Source organism: Phytohabitans sp. LZ39 (assembly GCF_059359075.1).
In genome coordinates this window covers 101,450-120,640 of record NZ_JCADBM010000019.1, presented here as the reverse complement: position 1 = coordinate 120,640, position 19,191 = coordinate 101,450, and the positions used below count along the sequence as shown (strand labels likewise).

Annotated in this window: 18 protein-coding genes; 4 read left to right on the top strand and 14 right to left on the bottom strand. The window is 70.4% G+C overall.

Translation table 11 applies throughout. The annotated features are described in order from the left end of the window. Positions 1-134: 134 nt before the first annotated feature. The 4 genes from AC5L36_RS31420 to AC5L36_RS31405 are packed head-to-tail and all read right to left on the bottom strand — an operon-like array spanning position 135 to position 2,882. A complete protein-coding gene (locus tag AC5L36_RS31420; protein WP_441222389.1) occupies positions 135-1,100 on the bottom strand; it encodes a PLP-dependent cysteine synthase family protein in 966 nt (321 codons plus the stop codon). 10 nt (positions 1,101-1,110) lie between these two features. Next, positions 1,111-1,431 carry a MoaD family protein gene (locus AC5L36_RS31415; protein WP_441222388.1) on the bottom strand — a complete coding sequence of 107 codons (321 nt, stop codon included), beginning with the start codon at positions 1,429-1,431 and terminating at the stop codon, positions 1,111-1,113. Positions 1,432-1,482: 51 nt separating this feature from the next. Further along, positions 1,483-1,971 (bottom strand): M67 family metallopeptidase, encoded by a 489-nt coding sequence (locus AC5L36_RS31410; RefSeq protein WP_441222387.1) that lies wholly within the window; start codon positions 1,969-1,971, stop codon positions 1,483-1,485. Positions 1,972-2,000: 29 nt separating this feature from the next. Next, entirely contained in the window at positions 2,001-2,882 is an 882-nt protein-coding gene (locus AC5L36_RS31405) for a LysR family transcriptional regulator (protein ID WP_441222386.1), read from the bottom strand. A 78-nt stretch (positions 2,883-2,960) separates the two neighbouring features. On the opposite strand from AC5L36_RS31405, the gene AC5L36_RS31400 reads away from it, so the two are divergent. Next, a complete protein-coding gene (locus tag AC5L36_RS31400) occupies positions 2,961-3,818 on the top strand; it encodes an aldo/keto reductase (RefSeq protein WP_441222385.1) in 858 nt (285 codons plus the stop codon). On the opposite strand, the gene AC5L36_RS31395 is transcribed toward AC5L36_RS31400, so the two are convergent. The 3 genes from AC5L36_RS31395 to AC5L36_RS31385 all read right to left on the bottom strand — a co-directional run bounded on the left by AC5L36_RS31395 (position 3,808) and on the right by AC5L36_RS31385 (position 6,056). Continuing rightward, positions 3,808-4,302, bottom strand: coding sequence for a DUF2017 domain-containing protein (locus AC5L36_RS31395; protein ID WP_441222384.1), 495 nt, complete (start codon positions 4,300-4,302; stop codon positions 3,808-3,810). The genes AC5L36_RS31400 and AC5L36_RS31395 overlap by 11 nt on opposite strands. Before the next feature lie 22 nt (positions 4,303-4,324). Next, positions 4,325-4,615 (bottom strand): ATP-dependent Clp protease adapter ClpS, encoded by a 291-nt coding sequence (clpS, locus tag AC5L36_RS31390; protein ID WP_173039686.1) that lies wholly within the window; start codon positions 4,613-4,615, stop codon positions 4,325-4,327. A gap of 79 nt (positions 4,616-4,694) precedes the next feature. Next, a complete protein-coding gene (locus AC5L36_RS31385) occupies positions 4,695-6,056 on the bottom strand; it encodes a hypothetical protein (RefSeq protein WP_441222383.1) in 1,362 nt (453 codons plus the stop codon). Between the two features lie 159 nt (positions 6,057-6,215). Between AC5L36_RS31385 and AC5L36_RS31380 the strand changes: the two genes are divergently transcribed. From AC5L36_RS31380 to AC5L36_RS31370, 3 genes are read left to right on the top strand one after another with little or no spacing between them, the layout of a single operon-like run. Continuing rightward, the gene (locus AC5L36_RS31380) at positions 6,216-8,852 is read left to right on the top strand and encodes a helix-turn-helix transcriptional regulator (RefSeq protein WP_441222382.1); all 2,637 of its coding nucleotides are present in this window, start codon (positions 6,216-6,218) and stop codon (positions 8,850-8,852) included. Between the two features lie 10 nt (positions 8,853-8,862). Further along, positions 8,863-10,137, top strand: coding sequence for a nicotinate phosphoribosyltransferase (locus AC5L36_RS31375; RefSeq protein WP_441222381.1), 1,275 nt, complete (start codon positions 8,863-8,865; stop codon positions 10,135-10,137). A 9-nt stretch (positions 10,138-10,146) separates the two neighbouring features. Then, positions 10,147-10,701, top strand: coding sequence for an isochorismatase family protein (locus AC5L36_RS31370; protein WP_441222380.1), 555 nt, complete (start codon positions 10,147-10,149; stop codon positions 10,699-10,701). Between the two features lie 4 nt (positions 10,702-10,705). Here AC5L36_RS31370 and AC5L36_RS31365 read toward each other — a convergent pair whose 3' ends face one another. From AC5L36_RS31365 to eda, 7 genes are all read right to left on the bottom strand, one after another. Then, the gene (locus AC5L36_RS31365; RefSeq protein ID WP_441222379.1) at positions 10,706-11,341 is read right to left on the bottom strand and encodes a hypothetical protein; all 636 of its coding nucleotides are present in this window, start codon (positions 11,339-11,341) and stop codon (positions 10,706-10,708) included. After that, positions 11,338-12,474: a hypothetical protein gene (locus AC5L36_RS31360; RefSeq protein ID WP_441222378.1), complete on the bottom strand. Its 1,137-nt coding sequence runs from the start codon at positions 12,472-12,474 to the stop codon at positions 11,338-11,340. Before AC5L36_RS31360 ends, AC5L36_RS31365 begins: the two co-directional genes overlap by 4 nt. 194 nt (positions 12,475-12,668) lie before the next feature. Then, on the bottom strand, positions 12,669-13,361 hold the full coding sequence (locus AC5L36_RS31355; RefSeq protein WP_441222377.1) for an ATP-binding cassette domain-containing protein: 693 nt from the start codon (positions 13,359-13,361) through the stop codon (positions 12,669-12,671). A 932-nt stretch (positions 13,362-14,293) separates the two neighbouring features. After that, on the bottom strand, positions 14,294-16,051 hold the full coding sequence (gene ctaD / locus AC5L36_RS31350; RefSeq protein ID WP_441222376.1) for an aa3-type cytochrome oxidase subunit I: 1,758 nt from the start codon (positions 16,049-16,051) through the stop codon (positions 14,294-14,296). An 86-nt stretch (positions 16,052-16,137) separates the two neighbouring features. After that, positions 16,138-17,247: an FAD-dependent monooxygenase gene (locus AC5L36_RS31345; RefSeq protein ID WP_441222375.1), complete on the bottom strand. Its 1,110-nt coding sequence runs from the start codon at positions 17,245-17,247 to the stop codon at positions 16,138-16,140. 167 nt (positions 17,248-17,414) lie between these two features. Next, on the bottom strand, positions 17,415-18,512 hold the full coding sequence (locus AC5L36_RS31340; RefSeq protein ID WP_441222374.1) for a sugar kinase: 1,098 nt from the start codon (positions 18,510-18,512) through the stop codon (positions 17,415-17,417). Further along, positions 18,509-19,180, bottom strand: coding sequence for a bifunctional 4-hydroxy-2-oxoglutarate aldolase/2-dehydro-3-deoxy-phosphogluconate aldolase (eda, locus tag AC5L36_RS31335; protein ID WP_441222373.1), 672 nt, complete (start codon positions 19,178-19,180; stop codon positions 18,509-18,511). The genes AC5L36_RS31340 and eda overlap by 4 nt, the downstream gene beginning before the upstream one ends. Between the last annotated feature and the right edge of the window lie 11 nt (positions 19,181-19,191).

The following is a 19,191-nucleotide window of genomic DNA, read 5'->3' as shown; positions in this document are numbered from 1 at the left end:
GCGCGGCGGCACTGTGGACGGACCCACGAACCCACGCCGCCGCCCGACCGCCTTCCACGACTGGAACACCAGTGCTGTAAAAGCAGCCGGATAACAGCACTGGTGTTCCAGTCATGCGGCCGGGAAGCCCCGGCCTAGGCCCAGAGCTGGCCTTCGAGGGCTTCCTCGGCGTCGGCGAGGGTGCCGCCGTACGCACCGGTGGACAGGTACTTCCACCCCGCGTCGGCGACGACGAACGCCACGTCGGCCCGGCGACCGGCCTTGACCGCCTCGTGTGCCACGGCCAGCGCGGCGTGCAGCACCGCGCCGGTCGAGAAGCCGACGAACAGGCCCTCCACCTCGACGAGCTGGCGGGTGCGCAGCACGGCGTCACGGGTGCCGACCGAGAAGCGGCGGGTCAGCACCGTGGCGTCGTAAAGCTCCGGTACGTACCCTTCGTCGATGTTGCGCAGCCCGTAGACGAGCTCGCCGTATCGCGGCTCGGCGGCCACGATCTCGATGCCTTCGACCTTCTCCCGCAGGTATCGACCGGTGCCCATCAGCGTGCCGGTGGTGCCCAGCCCGGCGACGAAGTGGGTGACGGACGGCAGGTCACGCAGCAGCTCCGGGCCGGTGGTCTCGTAGTGGGCGCGGGCGTTGGCCTCGTTGCCGTACTGGAAGAGCATCACCCAGTCGGGGTGCTCGGCGGAGATCTGCTTGGCCGTCGCCACCGCCTGGTTGGAACCGCCCGCCGCGGGCGAGAAGATGATCTCGGCGCCGTACATGCGGAGCAGCTGGACCCGCTCGGTGGAGACGTTTTCCGGCATCACGCAGACCAGCCGGTAGCCGCGCAACTTGGCCACCATGGCCAGCGAGATGCCGGTGTTGCCGCTGGTCGGCTCAAGGATCGTGTCGCCCGGCCGGAGGCGGCCGGACTCTTCGGCGGCGCGCACCATGAAGAGCGCCGCCCGGTCCTTGACCGAGCCGGTCGGGTTGCGATCTTCGAGCTTGGCCCAGAGGCGCACCGGTGGCGCCCCTTCGGGCACCACCGGCGACAGCCGGGGCAGGCCGACCAGCGGCGTGCCCCCGCAAGCGTCGAGCAGGCTGTCGTATCGCGCCATGGCGCGCCGCCTAGAGGCGGTTGCCGAGGATCGCGGCGGCGGCCGCGAACCCGAACGCGCCGCCGGCCACGGCCGGCAGGATCGTCACGGTGTCGCCGTCGGAGAGCTTGGTGTCGAGCGCGCCGAGGAAACGGACGTCCTCGTCGTTGACGTACACATTGACGAACCTGTGCAGGCTGCCCTCTTCGGTGACGAGCCGGCCACGCAGGCCGGAGTGGCGCGCGTCAAGGTCGGACAGGAGATCGCTGAGCGTGTCTCCACTGCCCTCGACGACCTTCGCGCCGCCGGTGTAATTGCGCAGGATGGTGGGGATGCGAACCTCGATGGCCATGACAGAAACTCCTCGGAGAAAGATCGACAACGGCTTTAACGGCGCGAGTGCTCAGCGGCCGGAACACTCGTAGTCGACCGTCGCCGGGCTCTGCCCGAACATGTAGGTCTGGACGGCGTGCGGATCCACGGTCGCATCAACGATCCGGACCGGCTCCTCGGTTACGGCGCCGTCCACGATGCGGAACGACCGGATCTCTTCGACGGCCGGATCGCGCGTGGAGACCAGCAGGTAGTGCGCCTCGGGCCAGCCTGCGATGGAGGCGTCGCTGCGGGACGGGTAGGCCTCCGTGGCGGTGTGCGAGTGGTAGATCACCACCGCCTCCTCGTCACGGTCGTCCATCTCCCGCCACACCCGCAGATACTCCATCGAGTCGAACTCGTAGAACGTCATCGAGCGCGCCGCGTTTTGCATCGGGATGTGCCGGACCGGCTTGTCGCTGCCCACCGGGCCGGCGACGACGCCGCACGCCTCATCCGGGTGATCCCGGCGGGCGTGGGCGAAGATCGCGTCGACGATCGCCCGGTCGATGGTCAGCACGGCGTACAGCTTACCTTGTAGCCCGCTGGTCACCCGGTGAGCTGTGCTTGGCGCAACAGCGCCGACGCGGGCGGGCTGGCCGGGCGGCCGCCGGGCAGTGCCACCGAGACCCGCCACGTGTACGCCGAGGCGCCGGTCAGCGGCACCGCGCGCACCTGCGTGGGGCGCTTGCGGGCGATCGGGCGGGGCACGACCGCCACGCCCAGCCCGGCGCCGACGAAGTCGAGCAGGCTGTGCACGTCGTTGACCTCCACCGCCACGCGCCGGGACAGCCGCCGGTCGGCGCACTCCTCCTCGGTCAGCTCGCGGGCGCCGAAGCCGCGATGGAAGTCGACGAAGATCTCTTTCTCCAGCTCATCCCAGTCGACCGCCGCGCTGTCGGCGAAGCGGTGCGCCGGGTGGCAGACCACCATCATCGGCTCTGCCGCGAGCGGGATCAGGTCGAGCTGCTCGGGCGGCTTGGCGTCGGTGGCGACGAAAGCCATGTCGAGGCGGCCGGACCGCAGCTCGGCGCAGAGGTCGGCGGAGGCGCCCTGGCGCAGCATGATCTCGACGTTGGGGTGCCGGTCGCGGAAGTCGGCCAGCAGCCGCGCCACGTCGACGACGCCCAGGCACTGCTCGGCGCCGACCGCGAGCGTGCCCCGCAGCAGCCCCTTGACCGCGGCGACCGCCTGGCGGGCCGCGTCGGCACTGGCGAGCGTGCGCCGCGCCTCGGCCAGCAGCGCCCGGCCCGCCTCGGTCAGCTCGACCCGCCGCGTCGACCGGACGAACAGCGGCGCGCCAAGCTCCCGCTCCAGCGAGCGGATCGACGCGGAGAGCCCGGACTGGGCCACCCGCATCCGCTCCGCCGCCCGGGTGAAGTGCTGCTCCTCGGCGACGGCGACGAAGTACTCCAGGTGCCTCAACTCCACGATTCAGCAGTCTATGCGCTCAATCTCAGCAGTTTCTTCTGTTGGATCGGGGGCGCGAGCGGGTCCAGGGTGGTTGCCATGGAGTTTCGCCGCATCGGAGATGTCGAGGTAAGCGCGATCGGGCTCGGCGGCATGCCGATGTCCATCGAGGGCCGGCCCGACGAGGAGCGTTCCGTCCGCACGATCCACGCCGCGCTGGACGCCGGCGTCAACCTGATCGACACCGCGGACGCCTACCACCTGTACGCCAACGACGTCGGCCACAACGAGACGCTGATCGCCCGCGCGCTGGCCAGCTACGGCGGCGACACGTCAGGCGTGGTGGTCGCCACCAAGGGCGGCCACCTGCGGCCGGGCGACGGCAGCTGGACGCTCGACGGCTCGCCGGAGTACCTCAAGGAAGCCTGCGAGGCGTCGCTCAAGCGGCTGGGCGTCGAGGCGATAGGCCTGTACCAGTTCCACCGTCCGGATCCGCGCACGCCCTACGAGGACTCGGTCGGCGCCATCCGCGACCTGCTCGACGCCGGCAAGATCCGCATGGCCGGCATCTCGAACGCCAACCCGCAGCAGATCCGGCTCTCCCAGGAGATCCTCGGCGGCCGGCTGGTCTCGGTGCAAAACCAGTTCTCCCCCGCGTACCGCTTCTCGGAGCCGGAGTTGGAACTCTGCGACGAGCTGGGCATCGCATTCCTGCCCTGGTCACCGCTGGGCGGCATCGCCCAGGCCGGCGACCTGGGCAGCCGGTTCGCGCCGTTCGCGGAGGTGGCCGCCGCGCACGGGGTCAGCCCGCAGCGCGTGTGCCTCGCCTGGATGCTGGCGAAGTCGCCGGTCGTCATCCCGATCCCCGGCGCCAGCCGCCCGGCGAGCATCCAGGACTCGGTGGCCGCCGTCGACCTCGAGCTCACCCCCGAGGAGCTGACGCTCCTCAGTCGGTGAGGGCGTTGAGCAGGGATTCCTGGAGGTAGCCGAGGTAGGCGTACACCGAGAGCTGGAAGACGCGGGACGAGGTCGGGTCGCGGAGGACGGCCTCGTCCAGCTCTTCGCCCAGGTCGGTCTCGGCCTTGATCTCCAGCCGCACGCCCATCGCGAGCCGGGCGTCGTTGAGCGCGCGGAGCCAGGCTTCGGCGGTGTCCCAGTCGAGGCGCACCTCGCCGCCGCCGTCGGAGGGGAGCACGGCCAGGATCGCGCCGGCCTGGTCGATCTTGCTGGTCTTGAGGTCACCCTCGGTGTAGCGCCGGAACTCGGCCGAATTGTGCGGATCTTCGGGATAGATGTCCGGGAAGAGCCGCTCGACCACCGGGTCCTCGTGGTCGAAGCCCTCGCTCAGCAGGCCGACCACCTCCGAGGCCACCTTGCGCAGCACCCGCACCTCGTCCGCGGCGAACGAGGCGACGCAGTGCTCTCCATACCGGCGGAACATACTCACGAGAATGGAAGCCCCTTCAGGCTTGGTCGACCGTGGCCCACAAGCCGTACGCGTGCAGCTGGGAGGCGTCGTGCTCCATCCTCTCCCGGGCACCGCTCGACACCACGGCCTTTCCCTTGTGGTGCACGTCGAGCATCAGCTTTTCGGCCTTGTCCTTGCTGTAGCCGAACAGCTTCTGGAAGACCCAGGTGACGTACGACATCAGGTTGACGGGATCGTCCCACACGATCGTCACCCATGCCCGGTCCGCGACCGGCACCTCGTCAATGTCCGGAGTCTCGACCGGCGCAACCTGTGGAGCCGCCATGCCCCCCATCGTGCCACCGCAATCGCGGAACCGAGGAACTCCAACGTCCCGCTTTGGGGCGAATGAGTGGTTTAACTACTCAAGCCAGTAGGATCCCGTGGTCGACGGCCTCGGTCAGCAGAGCGCTCAGCGACCTCCGCACGGCCTCGAAGCGGCGCGACACCTCGGCGAGCAGCTCCAGCTCCACACCGCGCACGGCCTGCTGCAACCAGCTGCGGGTGTGTCCCGGGTCGGACCGCTCGGGCGCGGCCCAGTACTGGTAGCAGGCACCGGAGAGCCCGACGCCGAGTGGCGGCAGCACGGCGCGGTCGGCCTCCTCCCGGTACGCGGCGAGCGCGGTCACCGCACCGGTGCCGGTAATCGTGGCGACACCGCCGGTGCTGGTGACCAGCAGGACCCGGGCCGGATCGGACGCACCGCCCTCGGCGGCGACCTCCCGCCGCACGGCGAGCGCCACCCGGCGGCGTACCCCCTCGGGCGGGATCCCGCCGAGCACCTGGGTGAGGGCGTCGTCGAGGATGCGGTCGACGGCGGCGTCGCATTCGGCCACGGCCCGCAGCGATACCGCGTGCATCTCGCGGTCGAGCGCGTCGGGCAGGCCGGCCGAGCCGACTCCGAAGACAATTTCCTGCACCCCCCGCAGGTGCACGTTGGCGAGCTCGATGGCGAGCCGCTGCCGGACGGTGTGCGCGGCCGAAACGCAGGCCCGGTCGAGCCGCTCGGCCCACCCGGACTCGTGGGCGCCGCCGGTCACCCGCACGGTGCCGTAGGCGCCGGGCAGCATCGGCGGGTTGGCGCTGGCCCGGGCCAGCGCCTCCGCACCCGCCCACTCGACCAGCGCGCGCCGGAGCCGTGCGACGTCGGCCATGTCGGGACCGACGTCGAAGACCCGGCCTTCGACCTCCTCGCCGGGCACCGCGCGAAAGACCGCCGCGCCGGACTCGGCCACGCGGGTGACAAGATCCGACTCGTCGTCTCCGGCGTAGACCATGGCGCCGGCGCGGCGGACCACGTCGAGCAGGATCCGGCCGCCGGCCATGTCCAGTGTGGACATATCGGGCGCGCGGATCAGCGTGAAGTGCCGCAGCAGCGGGTCGGGCAGCGAGAGCTCCACCCGCCGCGGCGGCCGGACGAAACCGCCCGATCTGGGCCCCGCCAGGTCGTACGGCTGGGGCAGCCGGGCACCCGGCACGTACGCCCAGGCCGCCACCCGGAGCCCCGGCCGCACCACGAGATAGGCGCCCTCGGGAAGGTCTGGCGCCGGGCCGGACGCGCCGAGCAGCGCGTCGAGAAGGAGGCCGCGCCCACTCCCGGCCACCACCACCGCTGTCGGCTCGTCCGGCACGGACTGCACCGGGTCGACACGGAGCCGGATCCCGCGCCGACCCTCGGCGCCCGGCTCGGCCCCCACCGAGTCCACCACGCCAACCGCTGCCGCCATCTACGCCTCCCAGGACGCCGCCTCATCCGCGCATCGGAACGCTATTGGTCCGCGGTGGCGCATGGCAGCCCGGCCGCTACTCAGCGCTGACCACTCCGCTACTCAAGTTGGCACATCCGGCGGTCCGCGTGTCATGAGGAGGCTCTATATGCTCCGCGAGTGGGCCCGTGGCACTTCGTCGGCCGAGCCGATGAGCTGCGCCGCATCGTCGCCTCGGCCACGAGTGGTGGCCGCCGCGGCCTCATCCTGAGCGGCACGGCCGGCATCGGCAAGACCCGGCTGCTGCGTGAGGCGGTCAGCGTCCTGCCCCCCGAGCGATACGCGGTCTGGAATGCCACGGCCAATATCGCGGTGGCCGGGCTGCCGTTCGGCGGGCTGGCGCAGGTGCTCCCCGGCGACCAGCCGGTCGGTGTGTCGCCGGCCGGGCTGCTGCGGTGGGCCGTCGACTCGCTGCACCGCGAGGCCGCGGGCCGTCCGATGGTGCTCGCGATCGACGACGCGCACCTGCTCGACCCCTCGTCCGCCGCGCTTGTCTACCTTGTCGCCCGCGACGCGCACGCCACCGTGCTGGGCACGCTGCGCACCGGCGAGCAGGTGCCGCTGCCGGTTCGTGCACTGTGGACCGACGACCTCGTCGACCACGACGAGCTGGCCCCGCTCTCCGCGGCCGACACCCATGCGCTGCTTGTCGAGATGCTCGGCGGCCCGGTCGACACGGCCTCCGCCGACCGCCTGTGGCGCCTCTCGGCGGGAAACCCGCTGCTGCTGCGCGAGCTCGTGATCGCCGCCGCGACCGGTGACGAGCTGACCCGGCCGTACGGGGTGTGGCGCTGGACCGGCGAGTTCGACCTCGCGCCCCGCCTCACCGACCTGATCGACGCGCGCATCGGCGACCTCAGCGACGACGTGCGGGAGGCGATCGAGCTCGTCGCGTTCGGCGAGCCGATCGGGCTGTCGCTGCTGATCGAGGCGGCCGGCGAGGCGCCAGTGGAGAGCGCGGAGGAGCGCGGGCTCATCCGCGTCGCCGCGAGCGACCGCCGCCACCATGTCCGGTTGGCCCACCCGCTCTACGGCGAAGTGGTGCGCCAGCGCTGCCCGGTCACCCGGGCCATGCGGCTCAAGGCCCGCCTCGCCACGCTCGTCGAGGGAGCCGGCATCCGCCGCCGTGACGACCTCCTCCGGGTGGCGGAGTGGCGGCTCGACTCCGGCACGGCCACCGATCCGGCGATGCTGCTCCAGGCGGGCGCGCAGGCGTTCAGCCGATACAACATGCACCTCGGCGCCCGCCTCACCCGGGCCGCGCTCGACACGGGTGGCGGGTTCGACGCGGCCGACCTGCTGGCCGCGATCCTGATGTTCATGGATCGGCCCGAGGAGGCGCTCCCCATCCTCGAGTCGGTGCGCGACGAGATCGACTCCGACCAGCGGCGCAGCCGGTGGCTGGTGGTGCGCGGGCTGGTCTCCTACTGGGGGCTCGGCCTTGAGTCCGCTGTGGACCAGATCGCCGCGGACGCCGCGACCGTCGCCGATCCCGGTTTCCGGGCCCGCGTGCACTCGTTCGAGGCGATCATGCGGATGCACCGGCTCGAGACCGAAACGGCCTGCCGGCTGTCACAGTCGATCGTGGACAGTCCGACCGCACCGGCCTCCGCGCACGCGCTGGCCCAGTGCGTGCTCGCCCACGCCTACGCCGTGCGCGGCCAGCTCGCCGAGAGCGCCCGCGTCACCGACCAGGTGCAGGCCGACGCGCCGCGGTGGCAGACCGAGATGCCATACCTCCAGCTCGCCCTGGAGCTGGCCCGGGGCACCCGCCTCGCGCTCGCCGGCGACGTGGCCGGCATCGACGCGATCGTGGCCGACGAGTTCGCCGACCTGGCCGACGCGGGCGACTTCCGGCTCGGCTCCGGCTACATGTCCGTGGTGCGCGCCCAGGCGGCCCGGCTCCGCGGTCGCACCGGCGAGGCGCTTCGCGGCAGCCTCCAGGCCTGCGCCGTCCTCGCCGGCAGCCGGGTCTTCGCCGGCCTCGCCCACGCCGAGCGGGCGCACGCGGCGGCCCTGCTCGGCGAGGCAGACGAGGCGAAGGCGGCGATGGCCGACTCCGACCAGACCCACCGCCCCGGCATGGCCGTCCTCTACCCGTGGCGGGAGCAGGCCCGCGCCTGGGTGGCGGCCTGCGGAGGCGAGGTCGAGCGGGCGATCGAGAGGCTGGTCACGCTCGTCGAGCGGCTGCGCGGCGACGGCTTCGCCGCCCACGAGGCGCTGATCCTGCACGATCTGGTGCGGCTGGGCTGTGCCAACCTGCCGGTCGGCGGGCCGCAAACCGTCGCCGAGCGGCTCGCCGAGCTGACCGCCGTGGTCGACGGCCCGCTCACCGCCCTCCTGGCCCGGCACGCGGCCGCCGCCGGCGACGGCACCGAGCTGCTGGCGGTGGCCGACGCGTTCGCCGAGCGGGGCCTGCTCCTCCTCGCCGCCGACGCGGCCGCGATGGCGGTCGTGCGGCTGCGGGCCGCCAACGGCGCCGAGCGGTCCGAGGCGAGCGCCCGCCTGGGCGACCTGCTCGCCCGCTGCGACACCCTCCGCACGCCCGCGCTCCGGGCGGCGCGCCCCGCGCTCACCGAGCGAGAGCGGCAGATCGCCCGCCTCGCGGCGGCCGGCGTCGCCAGCAAGCAGATCGCCGACCAGCTCTTTCTCTCCACCCGCACGATCGAAAACCATCTTCAACGGGTGTACGGGAAACTTGGCGTCACCAACCGGAGCGAGCTGGCTCACGCCCTGCGAGCGGTGCCGGAGCCATAGGCTGTGTGGCGTGACCGCCCTGCTGACCGACCACTACGAGCTGACGATGCTCAGCGCCGCGCTCAAGGACGGCACCGCCGCCCGCCGGTGCGTCTTCGAGGTCTTCGCCCGCCGCCTACCGACCGGCCGCCGCTACGGCGTGGTCGCCGGCACCGGCAGGCTCGTCGACCTGGTGCGCGACTTCCGGTTCACGGAGGCCGAGATCGACCACCTGCGCAGCCGCGGCGTGGTCGACGAAGAGACCGCCGCGTGGCTGTCGGCCTACCGCTTCTCGGGCGACATCGAGGGGTACGCGGAGGGTGAGCTCTACTTTCCCGGCTCGCCGATCTTGACCGTCACCGGCACGTTCGCCGAGTGCGTGCTGCTGGAGACGCTCATCCTCTCGGTGCTCAACCACGACAGCGCGATCGCCGCGGCCGCCGCCCGCATGGTCACCGCCGCCCGGGGCCGATCGGTGATCGAGATGGGTTCGCGCCGCACCCACGAGGAGGCCGCGGTCGCCGCCGCGCGGTCCGCGTACCTGGCCGGGTTCGAGTACACGTCCAACCTCGAGGCCGGCTTCCGGTACGGCATCCCCACCGCGGGCACGGCCGCGCACGCGTTCACGCTGCTGCACGACGACGAGCCGACCGCCTTCGCCTCCCAGATCGAGGCGCTGGGCAAGGACACGACGCTGCTCGTCGACACGTACGACATCAGCCAGGGCATCCGCAACGCGATCGCGGTCGCCGGCCCGGAGCTGCGCGCCATCCGCCTCGACTCGGGCGACCTTTCGGTGCTCGCTCAGCAGTCCCGCGACCTGCTCAACTCGCTGGGCGCCACCGAGACGAAGATCATCGTCTCCGGCGACCTCGACGAGTACGCGATCGCCGCGCTCGCCGCCGAGCCGGTCGACATGTACGGCGCCGGCACCGCGGTCGTGGTCGGCTCCGGCGCGCCCACGGCCGGCCTTGTGTACAAGCTCGTCGAGGTCGAGGGGCGCCCGGTGGTCAAACGCTCGGAAAACAAGGCCACGGTCGGCGGCCGCAAGACGGCGGTGCGGCGCCACAAGCCGACCGGCACCGCCACCGAGGAGATCGTGGTGACCCAGGGCGTGCCCGACCGCCATCTGGGCGACCGCCTGCTCCAGCACCAGTACGTCGCCGGTGGCGAGCCCATGGGCCTGCCCACGCTGGCCGAGTCGCGTGCCCACCTGCGCCAATGCCTGATCTCGATCCCGTGGGAGGGCCTCAAGCTCTCCGCGGGAGACCCCGCCGTCCCCGTCACGATCGTTCCCGCTTCCTAGGAGCCCTTCATGACTCGTGCGTTGATCATCGTGGACGTCCAGAACGACTTCTGCGAAGGCGGCTCGCTCGCCGTCGACGGCGGCGCGGCCGTGGCCGCCGGCATCTCCGGCGCGCTGACCAACGGCCCGTGGGACCACGTGGTGGCGACGAAGGACTACCACATCGACCCCGGCGCCCACTTCGGCAGCCCGCCCGACTACGTCGACTCGTGGCCGCGCCACTGCGTCGTGGGCACGGCCGGCGCCGACTTCCACCCGGCCCTGGCGACGGGCCGCATCGACGCGGTTTTCCACAAGGGCGAACACGCCGCGGCCTACTCCGGCTTCGAGGGCCACGACGACGAGGGCACCGGCCTCGCCGACTGGCTCCGCGCCCGCGACGTGACACAGGTCGACGTGGTCGGCATCGCCACGGACCACTGCGTACGGGCGACCGCCGTAGACGCCGCCCGCGAGGGCTTCGACACGACAGTGCTGGTCGACCTGACCGCAGGCGTGGCACCGGCGACGACGGAGGCCGCTCTCCGCGAGATGAAGGCCGCCGGCGTCACCCTCACCCCTTGAGGTTTCATCCGGCCTGTGGCCTGGTATGCCTTGCCACGTGCAAGGCGCCGCCGGTCAGCAGCAGCAGCAGGCCGACGACCGCCGCGACGCGGGCGTTTGTCACGTTGTAGAGCAGGTTGAATCGCCACGGCACGAGGCCTGGCGTGCCAAAGACCGCGACAAGTGCGAGCGTGCCCATGGCCGCGGCGGTGGTCGTAAGGGCCGCGCCGAGGACCAGCGTCACCGAGAGCACGATCAACCAGGTCGAGAAGAGCGAAAGCTGGTTGATCGACGCGTGCCAGGTGAAGGCGGTCGCCAACGCGACGAGCGTGCCCCCACCGACCAGCACGAAGACCCATAGGGAATTCGCATAGAGCATTCCGCGCGACCGCACCGACTCCAGCGCCGGAAGTCGACTCGCGGTGCCGTTCGCCAGAGCGGTTGCCGGGAGCAACATGAACACCACCGCCACGGTATCCAGCGACGAGCTGCCCGGCGGAGCAAACCGCAGACCCAGCGCGGACATGCTGAATCGGGAGCCCAGGCCGATGGCAAGCCAGAGCCCGGCGTATGCGGCGACCGACCGCGGCGTCACGCCGCGCGCGCCGGCGAATGCGAGCACGATCCGGGCGCGTACCCGCAGGCTGTGCGGCACCGTCACGGCAGCGGACCCGCCCGGCAGCTCAGGATGGCGGCCTGATGCTCCCGTAGCCAGGCCATCCGCTCGCCCGGCGACAGCGCGAACAGCCTCTTGTCCACAGCCGCTGTCGAGGCATCAGCAGCGAGGACCGACTTCAGGTCGATCTCACCTGGATAGTTGCTGCCGTCGAGAGGCAGGTCGCGGGCACTGAGCCACCAGTGGTACAACGCCACCGCAGTCCGGAGGCTGTCTTCGGCACCGGCCGGCCGCTCACCGTCGTTGGCGTCGTGACACGAGGTGAGGAATAGACCAGCGCCGAACGCGGCGTCGAAGGAGGCGGAATCGATCTGGTGTGCCGGTGAGGTGTTTCGCTTGACGATGGGCGCGAAGACGACCTCACCGCTTACGGGCGCGGTGTCGCCGAAGCTTTCGATCGGCGTCACGGTGAGCCGGGTGAAGTCGATCCCCGAAAGCGCGGCGGCGTTGGCCCGGACGCGACGGACGTATTCGTCGACGAGATGATCATGTGCGCGGTCGAGACAGACCGTGGGCCTGCCTTCGACGCACACTGCCTGGTGCTCGCTCGGCACCTCATACCGCGTACCCGCGGTGAGCAGGACGGCCGAGGCTCCGAATCCGGCGATCAGGACCGCCGTGTATGCCGAACGGCCGGCGTGCAGCGCCCAGCAGATCAACGCGGCCCCCACGGCCAACCAGAAAACCCCGCGACCGATGACCAACTCGGTCGGCAGTCGCAGATAGGTACGGTCGGTGTCATCGGCCAGGGAGATGTCCGTGAACACGATGTTTCCGCTGTACGCGCTCCCATACACGAGAAGCATGTAGATCGCGTACGGGAGGACCGCCGCCGCGACCGGCGCCAGCCGCGTTGGCAGGACCCGCCCGGCCGCGGCACCGAGGCCAACGGCGAGTGGCACCGCGGCCAGCGTGGACAGCAAGTCGAGGACATTGAGCCGTCCGTGGGTAGCCTCCGGCCCGGTTGTCGAAAGCAGGTAGCCGGTCACGGCAAGGTAGCCCGCGAGATTGCCGGCGCCGATGGCCAGCAGCCCGGCACCGAAGATCGCCGGACGGCCTCGGGACGACCCCTGGATCAGATGGTCATAGTTGTGGCGCCGGGCGGCGGCGACCAGCAACGCGGCCGCGGCCGACCCGATGCAACATCCCCAAATGGTGGCCCAGCCGACCGCCGCGCTGCTGCTCGGCCAGTGTCCTGCCCACCGCTCCGACTTCGTCGCCACCACCAGGATGCCTTGAGCGGCTGTGACCACCGCTACGGCGAGGCCGATGAGGAGGTCGACGGAGGTCAACCTGCCGGGCGCGAGGCTTCTCACGGCTTCTGGCCGATCGCCGCCTGAAAACCGGCCCGCAGACCGCTGAGGCCGGAACCACCGCCGCCAAGTCGCTCCAACCCGCCTGGATCGCCCTGCCACCGGACCGAGCCATGGTCGATCACCACGATGTGCCCCGCCAATGCCTCGACGTCCTCCAAGAGGTGCGTCGCCACGACGACGACCTTCTCGTGCCCGATCTGTCGGATGAGCTCGTGGAACGCGTCGCGCTGCTCAGGATCCAGCCCCGCGGTTGGTTCATCCAGAATGAGCACGTCCGGATCGGCTACGAGCGCGGCGGCGAGGCCGGCCCTTCGCAGCTGCCCGCCAGAGAGGCTCTTCAGCGGCTGGTGGGCTTGCCGCACGAGATCGACGACTTCGAGGACGGCGCTGCTCCGTGCCAGAACCTGCGCCGCTGGCACCTGCTTCAGCCACGCCGCATACGCGACGAACTCGTCGACTTTCATACGCGGCGGAAAGCCGAAGTCCTGGGGGAGCCACCCGATGTGTCGCAGCACCTGCCGCCCCGACGTGGACCGCCCACTGAACAACCTGCCGTTCAGCCGCACATCTCCCGCGTCAGGGCGGACGGCACCGGCAAGGACGCGCATGAGGGTGGTCTTGCCGGCCCCGTTTCTGCCCAGGAACAGGTTTGCTCCGTTCGTCAGATCCAGCGACACTCCGACGAGCACGGTCTTCGGACCGTAACGAAACTGAACGTCTCTGACCTCTAGCACTTTGCCCCCGAACAGGCTCCGGCACGAAGTGGTGGCTCACTGGGCCGACGGACTGTCGAGCCCAGTGAGCCGTCGGGCGATTTTCGCGGCTTATTGTGCGAACTCGGACCTATATCCTGGACCGACGGAAAATAGGACCGACCTTGCTGTGGTGATGTTACCCGGCCGCCCGAGCATCTGCGAGATGCTAGGGCCTAATGGTGGAGGACCAAGATCCACACGGGTCAGGAAGGTTGTTGACGTCCTTGCAGACCCGCGCCTTCACTCCCTCGAAGCTACAGGGCCAGACGCCGATGAGAGCGGAAATCGTCCCACCCCTCGTCTGACCGCTGGTGCTGGTGGTGTTGGAGGAGTAACGGCCATAAGTGCTGTCGTCACAGTTGTTGATTGCCACGAGTCCGGAGTAGTAGACGGCGCTGCCACTGGTTGACTTCAGAGTCCCAGATAGCGTCGCGCCGTTGCCGAACCATTGCGTGACGTTCTGCGTACCGGAACCGTCGTTTGACGAGACATTGACCGCTAACGCAGCGGATGGAGCCGCTAAGGCCAGCGTGGCAAAACCAAGAATGGACAGTAACCTGCGAGTTAGGCGTAGTCGCACGAGTTCCTCCATGGGTCAATTTGTTAACCTGCCCGGCCGAGGCGCGGCGAGCATAGAGACCGGTTGGCGGCGACCTCAACCCGATGAAATATCAAACCCATGGGACGAGCACATAGCGTCACGACATCTCGAAATTCGCAGGCGCTATGTCCAAATTATGAACATTGACACACCTACCGCGAGCGACATCACATTTAGGTAACGGACAGCACGATAGCGGCCGCACCAAACAGAAGGATCGCGGTGCCCCACCGGCAAGGCAGGCACCGCGATCCGTTTTGTAGGGCTAGCGGTCGATCTCGGTGGAGGTGTCCTCCTGGTAGGTGGCGCCGCCCCGCGACTCGCTGGTCAGCGGCTTCGCGCCGCCCTCCGGCGGGCCGGCGACCGACTGGGAACCGGCGGCCAGGTGCGGGAACTTCGCGTCGAAGGCCGGGCGCTCCGAGCGGATGCGCGGCATGCGGTCGAAGTTACGCAGCGGGGGCGGCGAGGTCGTGGCCCACTCCAGCGAGTTGCCGTGGCCCCACGGGTCGTCGACCTCGACGACCTGGCCGGCCTTGTACGACTTCCACACGTTGTAAAGGAACGGCAGCGTGGACGCGCCCAGCACGAACGAGCCGATCGTGGAGATCGTGTTGAGCGTGGTGAAGCCGTCATCGGGCAGGTAGTCGGCGTACCGCCGCGGGAAGCCCTCGTTGCCGAGCCAGTGTTGCACCAGGAACGTGGTGTGGAAGCCGATGAACGTCAGCCAGAAGTGGATCTTGCCCAGCCGCTCGTCGAGCATCCGGCCGGTCATCTTCGGGAACCAGAAGTAGACGCCGGCGTACACCGCGAACACGATCGTGCCGAAGAGCACGTAGTGGAAGTGGGCCACCACGAAGTACGAGTCGGAGACGTGGAAGTCGACCGGCGGGCTGGCCAGCAGCACGCCGGACAGGCCGCCGAAGAGGAACGTCACCAGGAAGCCGATCGCGAAGAGCATCGGCGACTCGAAGGTCAACTGGCCGCGCCACATGGTGCCGATCCAGTTGAAGAACTTCATGCCGGTCGGGACGGCGATCAGGAAGCTCAGGAAGCTGAAGAAGGGCAGCAGCACCTGGCCGGTGGCGAACATGTGGTGCGCCCACACGCTCATCGACAGCGCCGCGATGGCGATCATCGCGCCGACCATGCCCTTGTAGCCGAAGAGCGGCTTGCGGCTGAAGACCGGCACGACCTCGCTGATGATGCCGAAGAACGGCAGCGCGACGATGTACACCTCGGGGTGCCCGAAGAACCAGAAGAGGTGCTGCCACAGCATCGGCCCGCCGGTGGCGGGGTCGAAGACGTGCGCGCCGAGGATGCGGTCGGCGGCGAGCGCGAAGAGCGCGGCGGCCAGCAGCGGGAAGACCAGGATCGCGAGCAGCGCGGTGATCAGGATCGACCACGTGAAGATCGGCATCCGGAACATCGTCATGCCCGGCGCGCGCAGCGTGAGGATCGTCGTGATCATGTTGACGCCGCCGAGGATCGTGCCGAGACCGGAGATGGCCAGGCCGACGATCCACATGTTGGCGCCCACGCCGGGCGAGTTGACCGCGTCGTTGAGCGGCGCGTACGCGAACCAGCCGAAGTCGGCGGCGCCACCCGGCGTGATGAAGCCGGCCAGGGCGAGCGTGCCGCCGAACGCGTACAGCCAGTAGGCGAAGGAGTTGAGCCGGGGGAACGACACGTCCGGCGCACCGATCTGGATCGGCACGACAAAGTTGGCGAAGGCGAACACGATCGGCGTCGCGAAGAACAGCAGCATGATCGTGCCGTGCATCGTGAACAGCTGGTTGTACTGCTCGGGCGAGAGGAACTGCATGCCCGGACGGGCCAGCTCGGCGCGCATCAGCAGCGCCATCAGGCCGCCGATCATGAAGAACACGAAGGACGTGATCATGTACATGATCCCGATCTGCTTCGCGTCCGTCGTGCGGAGGATGCGGGCGATCGCGGAACCCTTGACCGGCTCTCGGACCGGCCACGGCCGCGTCACGATCGGCTTCGGTGCGACGGTGGTCACGCAGGGCCTCCGGGTGTGTGCTGGCTCTTGATCTGGCGGTCCAACGGGCAGGATAGTCCTCCGCCGGCGGCCATCAACTACGGGGGTTAGTAGGGAGCCACGAGTCCCTTGTAGTGCTCCGCGAAGATGGCTTCGCCGCGCTCCCGGAGCAGCGGGTCGCGGATCGCGGGCGCCTCGTCGCGCAGCCGGTCGCGGTCGCGGGTGCGCTCCAGCACCCAGCGGGTGCGCGGGCGGCGGCGCCGCTCGTACTCGTCGAGCGCGTCGGTCACCGAGGCCGCCCCGCGCAGCGACTCGGCCAGCACCACGGCGTCTTCGAGGGCCATGGCCGCACCCTGGGCGAGCGTCGGCGCGGTGGCGTGCGCGGCATCGCCGACAAGCACGACCGGCCCCTCCGACCAGCTGCCGATCTCGACCTCGTCGGTAACCGCGACCTGCACCTTCTCTATCGCTTCGAGCACGGCGGGCACCGGGCCGCCGAGGCCGCCGAAGACCTCCCGCACCCGGTCGAGCGGGTCGGCCGGCGCGGCCGAGGCGGCCTCGTCGGCGTAGCAGAACAGCCGCCCCGCGCCCATCGGCATCACGACGAACGCGGCCCGCTTGCCGAGCACGGCGGTCCACTCGCCGACCTTCGGCCCGCCGGTCACCACGCTGCGGTACATGACCTGGCCGACCGGGACCGCGGCGCCGCCGAGCGCGGCCATCGTGCGCACCGAGGAGCGCCGGCCGTCGGCGCCGACCACCAGGTCGTACTCCGCGTTGGAGCCGTCACCGAACTGGACCTTGGCGGTCTCGCCGGCCACCACCTCGAGGCAGGTCACCTCGGTCTCGTGCCGCACCGCGCCGCCGGCCCCGCTGAGCATCACCCGGTGGAGGTCGGCGCGGGGCAGCGCGCGGCACTCGCCCACGCCCTCCCACAGCTCGGCCAGGTCGACCTCGCAGAGCTGGCGCCCCTCCGCGTCGAGAAAGCGCTGCCGGGTCACCACCTCACCGCACGGCCGCACCGGGGCGTCGAGGTCGAGCTCGCGCAGGGCGCGCGTGGCGTTGCCCGGCAGGTAGATGCCCGCACCCGCCACAGTGGACGCGGGGAGCTTGTCGACCACCTCCGGGCGAAAGCCGGCAAGGCGCAGTGCGCGGGCGGCTGCCAGGCCGGCGATGCCGGCACCGACAACGAGGATCCGCAGGCTGGATCCGAGCATGTGCGAACGCCTCCGGAGATTGTTCCAGCCCCGGCGCGGGGGAGGGGCAACGCGTTGAAGCCAAGAGACTACTCGGAGCGACCGGCCAAGGATAGGCCCCGATGGCGCTAAGGGTAGTCCCCCGAACACGCAATTGCGCTACGCAAGTCTCACGTTTTGGCGCACGCTCACCTCTGCACCCGCGCACCGCCGCCGCGCACGAGTGCCTCCACCTCCTTGAGGCTCGCCATCGACGTATCGCCAGGTGTCGTCATCGCGAGCGCGCCGTGCGCCGCGCCGTACTCGACCGCCGTGCGGAGGTCTCCGGTCCTGATGAGCCCGTAGATGAGGCCGGACGCGAAGCTGTCGCCGCCGCCCACCCGGTCCAGGATCTCCAGCTCCGGCCGGTGGGTCGCCTCGGCGAACGCGCCGTCGGCCCAGGCGATCGCGCCCCAGTCGTTGACCGTCGCGCTGCGCACCGTCCGCAGGGTGGTGGCCACGACGGCGAAGTTGCCGTACTCCTTCGTGACCTCCTCGATCATGCGGCGGAAGTTGGCAACCTCCAGCGTGGACAGTGACTCGTCGGTGTCCGGCACCGCGAAGCCGAGCGAGGCGGTGAAGTCCTCCTCGTTGCCGATCATCACGTCCACGTACCGCGCGAGCCGCCGGTTGACCTCCTGCGCCCGCTCCTTGCCACCGACCGCCTTCCAGAGGCTAGGCCGGTAGTTCAGGTCGTACGAGATGACGGTGCCGTGCCGGCGCGCGGCGGACATGGCCGCCTCGATCACGTCCGGTGTGGTCTCGGAGAGCGCGGCGTAGATGCCGCCGGTGTGCAGCCAGCGGACGCCGAGCGTGCCGAAGAGGTGGTCCCAGTCGACGTCGTCGGGGCGGAGCTGGCTGGCGGCGGTGTGCCCGCGGTCGGAGGTGCCCACCGCGCCGCGCACACCGAAGCCGCGCTCGGTGAAGTTGAGCCCGTTGCGCACCGCGCGGCCGATGCCGTCGTAGGGCAGCCACTTCACGAACGTGGTGTCCACGCCGCCCTGGAGCACGAGGTCTTCGAGCAGCCGGCCCACCTCGTTGTCGGCGAACGCGGTGACCACCGCCGTGCGCATGCCGAAGCAGCGGCGCAGCCCGCGGGCCACGTTGTACTCCCCGCCGCCCTCCCAGGCGCGGAAGCTGCGCGCGGTGCGCACCCGCCCCTCGCCCGGGTCGAGACGCAGCATGATCTCGCCGAGCGAGACAAGGTCGTAACGGCACTCCTCGGCGTTCTTGATCTGGAGCGTCACCGGTTCTCCTTCGTCATCGCGACCGCTGTTGCCACTTGCTCCGCTTGCGCGACCGCTAGCGCGGTAAGTCGGGTGACCTCGTCCCATTTGCCCGCCGCGAGCAGGTCGGGCGCGACCATCCAGGTGCCGCCGACCGCGAAGACCGCCTTGAGCGCGAGGTAGTCGGGCAGGTTGCCGGTGTTTACCCCGCCGGTGGGTATGAACCGCACGGACCGGAACGGCGCGGCCAGCGCTTTGATCATCTTGGCCCCGCCGACCTGCTCGGCGGGGAAGAACTTGACGATCGACAGCCCCGCGTCGAGCGCCATCTGGATCTCCGTCGCCGTGGCCGCACCGGGGTACACCGGAAGGCCGGCCTCCCGGCAGTGGGCCACGACCACGGGGCTGAACCCGGGGCTGACCACGAACTTCGCCCCCGCCTCGACCGCCGCGTCGACCTGTGCCCGGGTCAGCACCGTGCCGGCGCCGACGAGCAGCTCGGGGTTTTCCGCCATGACGCGGATCGCCTCGGCGGCCGCGTCGGTCCGGAACGTCACCTCCACGCTGCGCAGCCCTCCGGCCGTCAGCGCGGCGGCGAGCGGCTCGGCAGCACGCGCGTCTTCGAGCACAACGACCGGGAGCAGCCGGTTCTTACCGATGGTCTGTTCAACATACTGAACGTCGGTCACGTACATGACCA

Bases quoted from the DNA above. Each gene is read 5' to 3' on its own strand.
- AC5L36_RS31420 (WP_441222389.1), bottom strand. From the start codon at position 1,100: ATGGCGCGATACGACAGCCTGCTCGACGCTTGCGGGGGCACGCCGCTG.
- AC5L36_RS31415 (WP_441222388.1), bottom strand. From the start codon at position 1,431: ATGGCCATCGAGGTTCGCATCCCCACCATCCTGCGCAATTACACCGGC.
- AC5L36_RS31400 (WP_441222385.1), top strand. From the start codon at position 2,961: ATGGAGTTTCGCCGCATCGGAGATGTCGAGGTAAGCGCGATCGGGCTC.
- AC5L36_RS31395 (WP_441222384.1), bottom strand. From the start codon at position 4,302: ATGTTCCGCCGGTATGGAGAGCACTGCGTCGCCTCGTTCGCCGCGGAC.
- clpS (WP_173039686.1), bottom strand. From the start codon at position 4,615: ATGGCGGCTCCACAGGTTGCGCCGGTCGAGACTCCGGACATTGACGAG.
- AC5L36_RS31385 (WP_441222383.1), bottom strand. From the start codon at position 6,056: ATGGCGGCAGCGGTTGGCGTGGTGGACTCGGTGGGGGCCGAGCCGGGC.
- AC5L36_RS31370 (WP_441222380.1), top strand. From the start codon at position 10,147: ATGACTCGTGCGTTGATCATCGTGGACGTCCAGAACGACTTCTGCGAA.
- AC5L36_RS31345 (WP_441222375.1), bottom strand. From the start codon at position 17,247: ATGCTCGGATCCAGCCTGCGGATCCTCGTTGTCGGTGCCGGCATCGCC.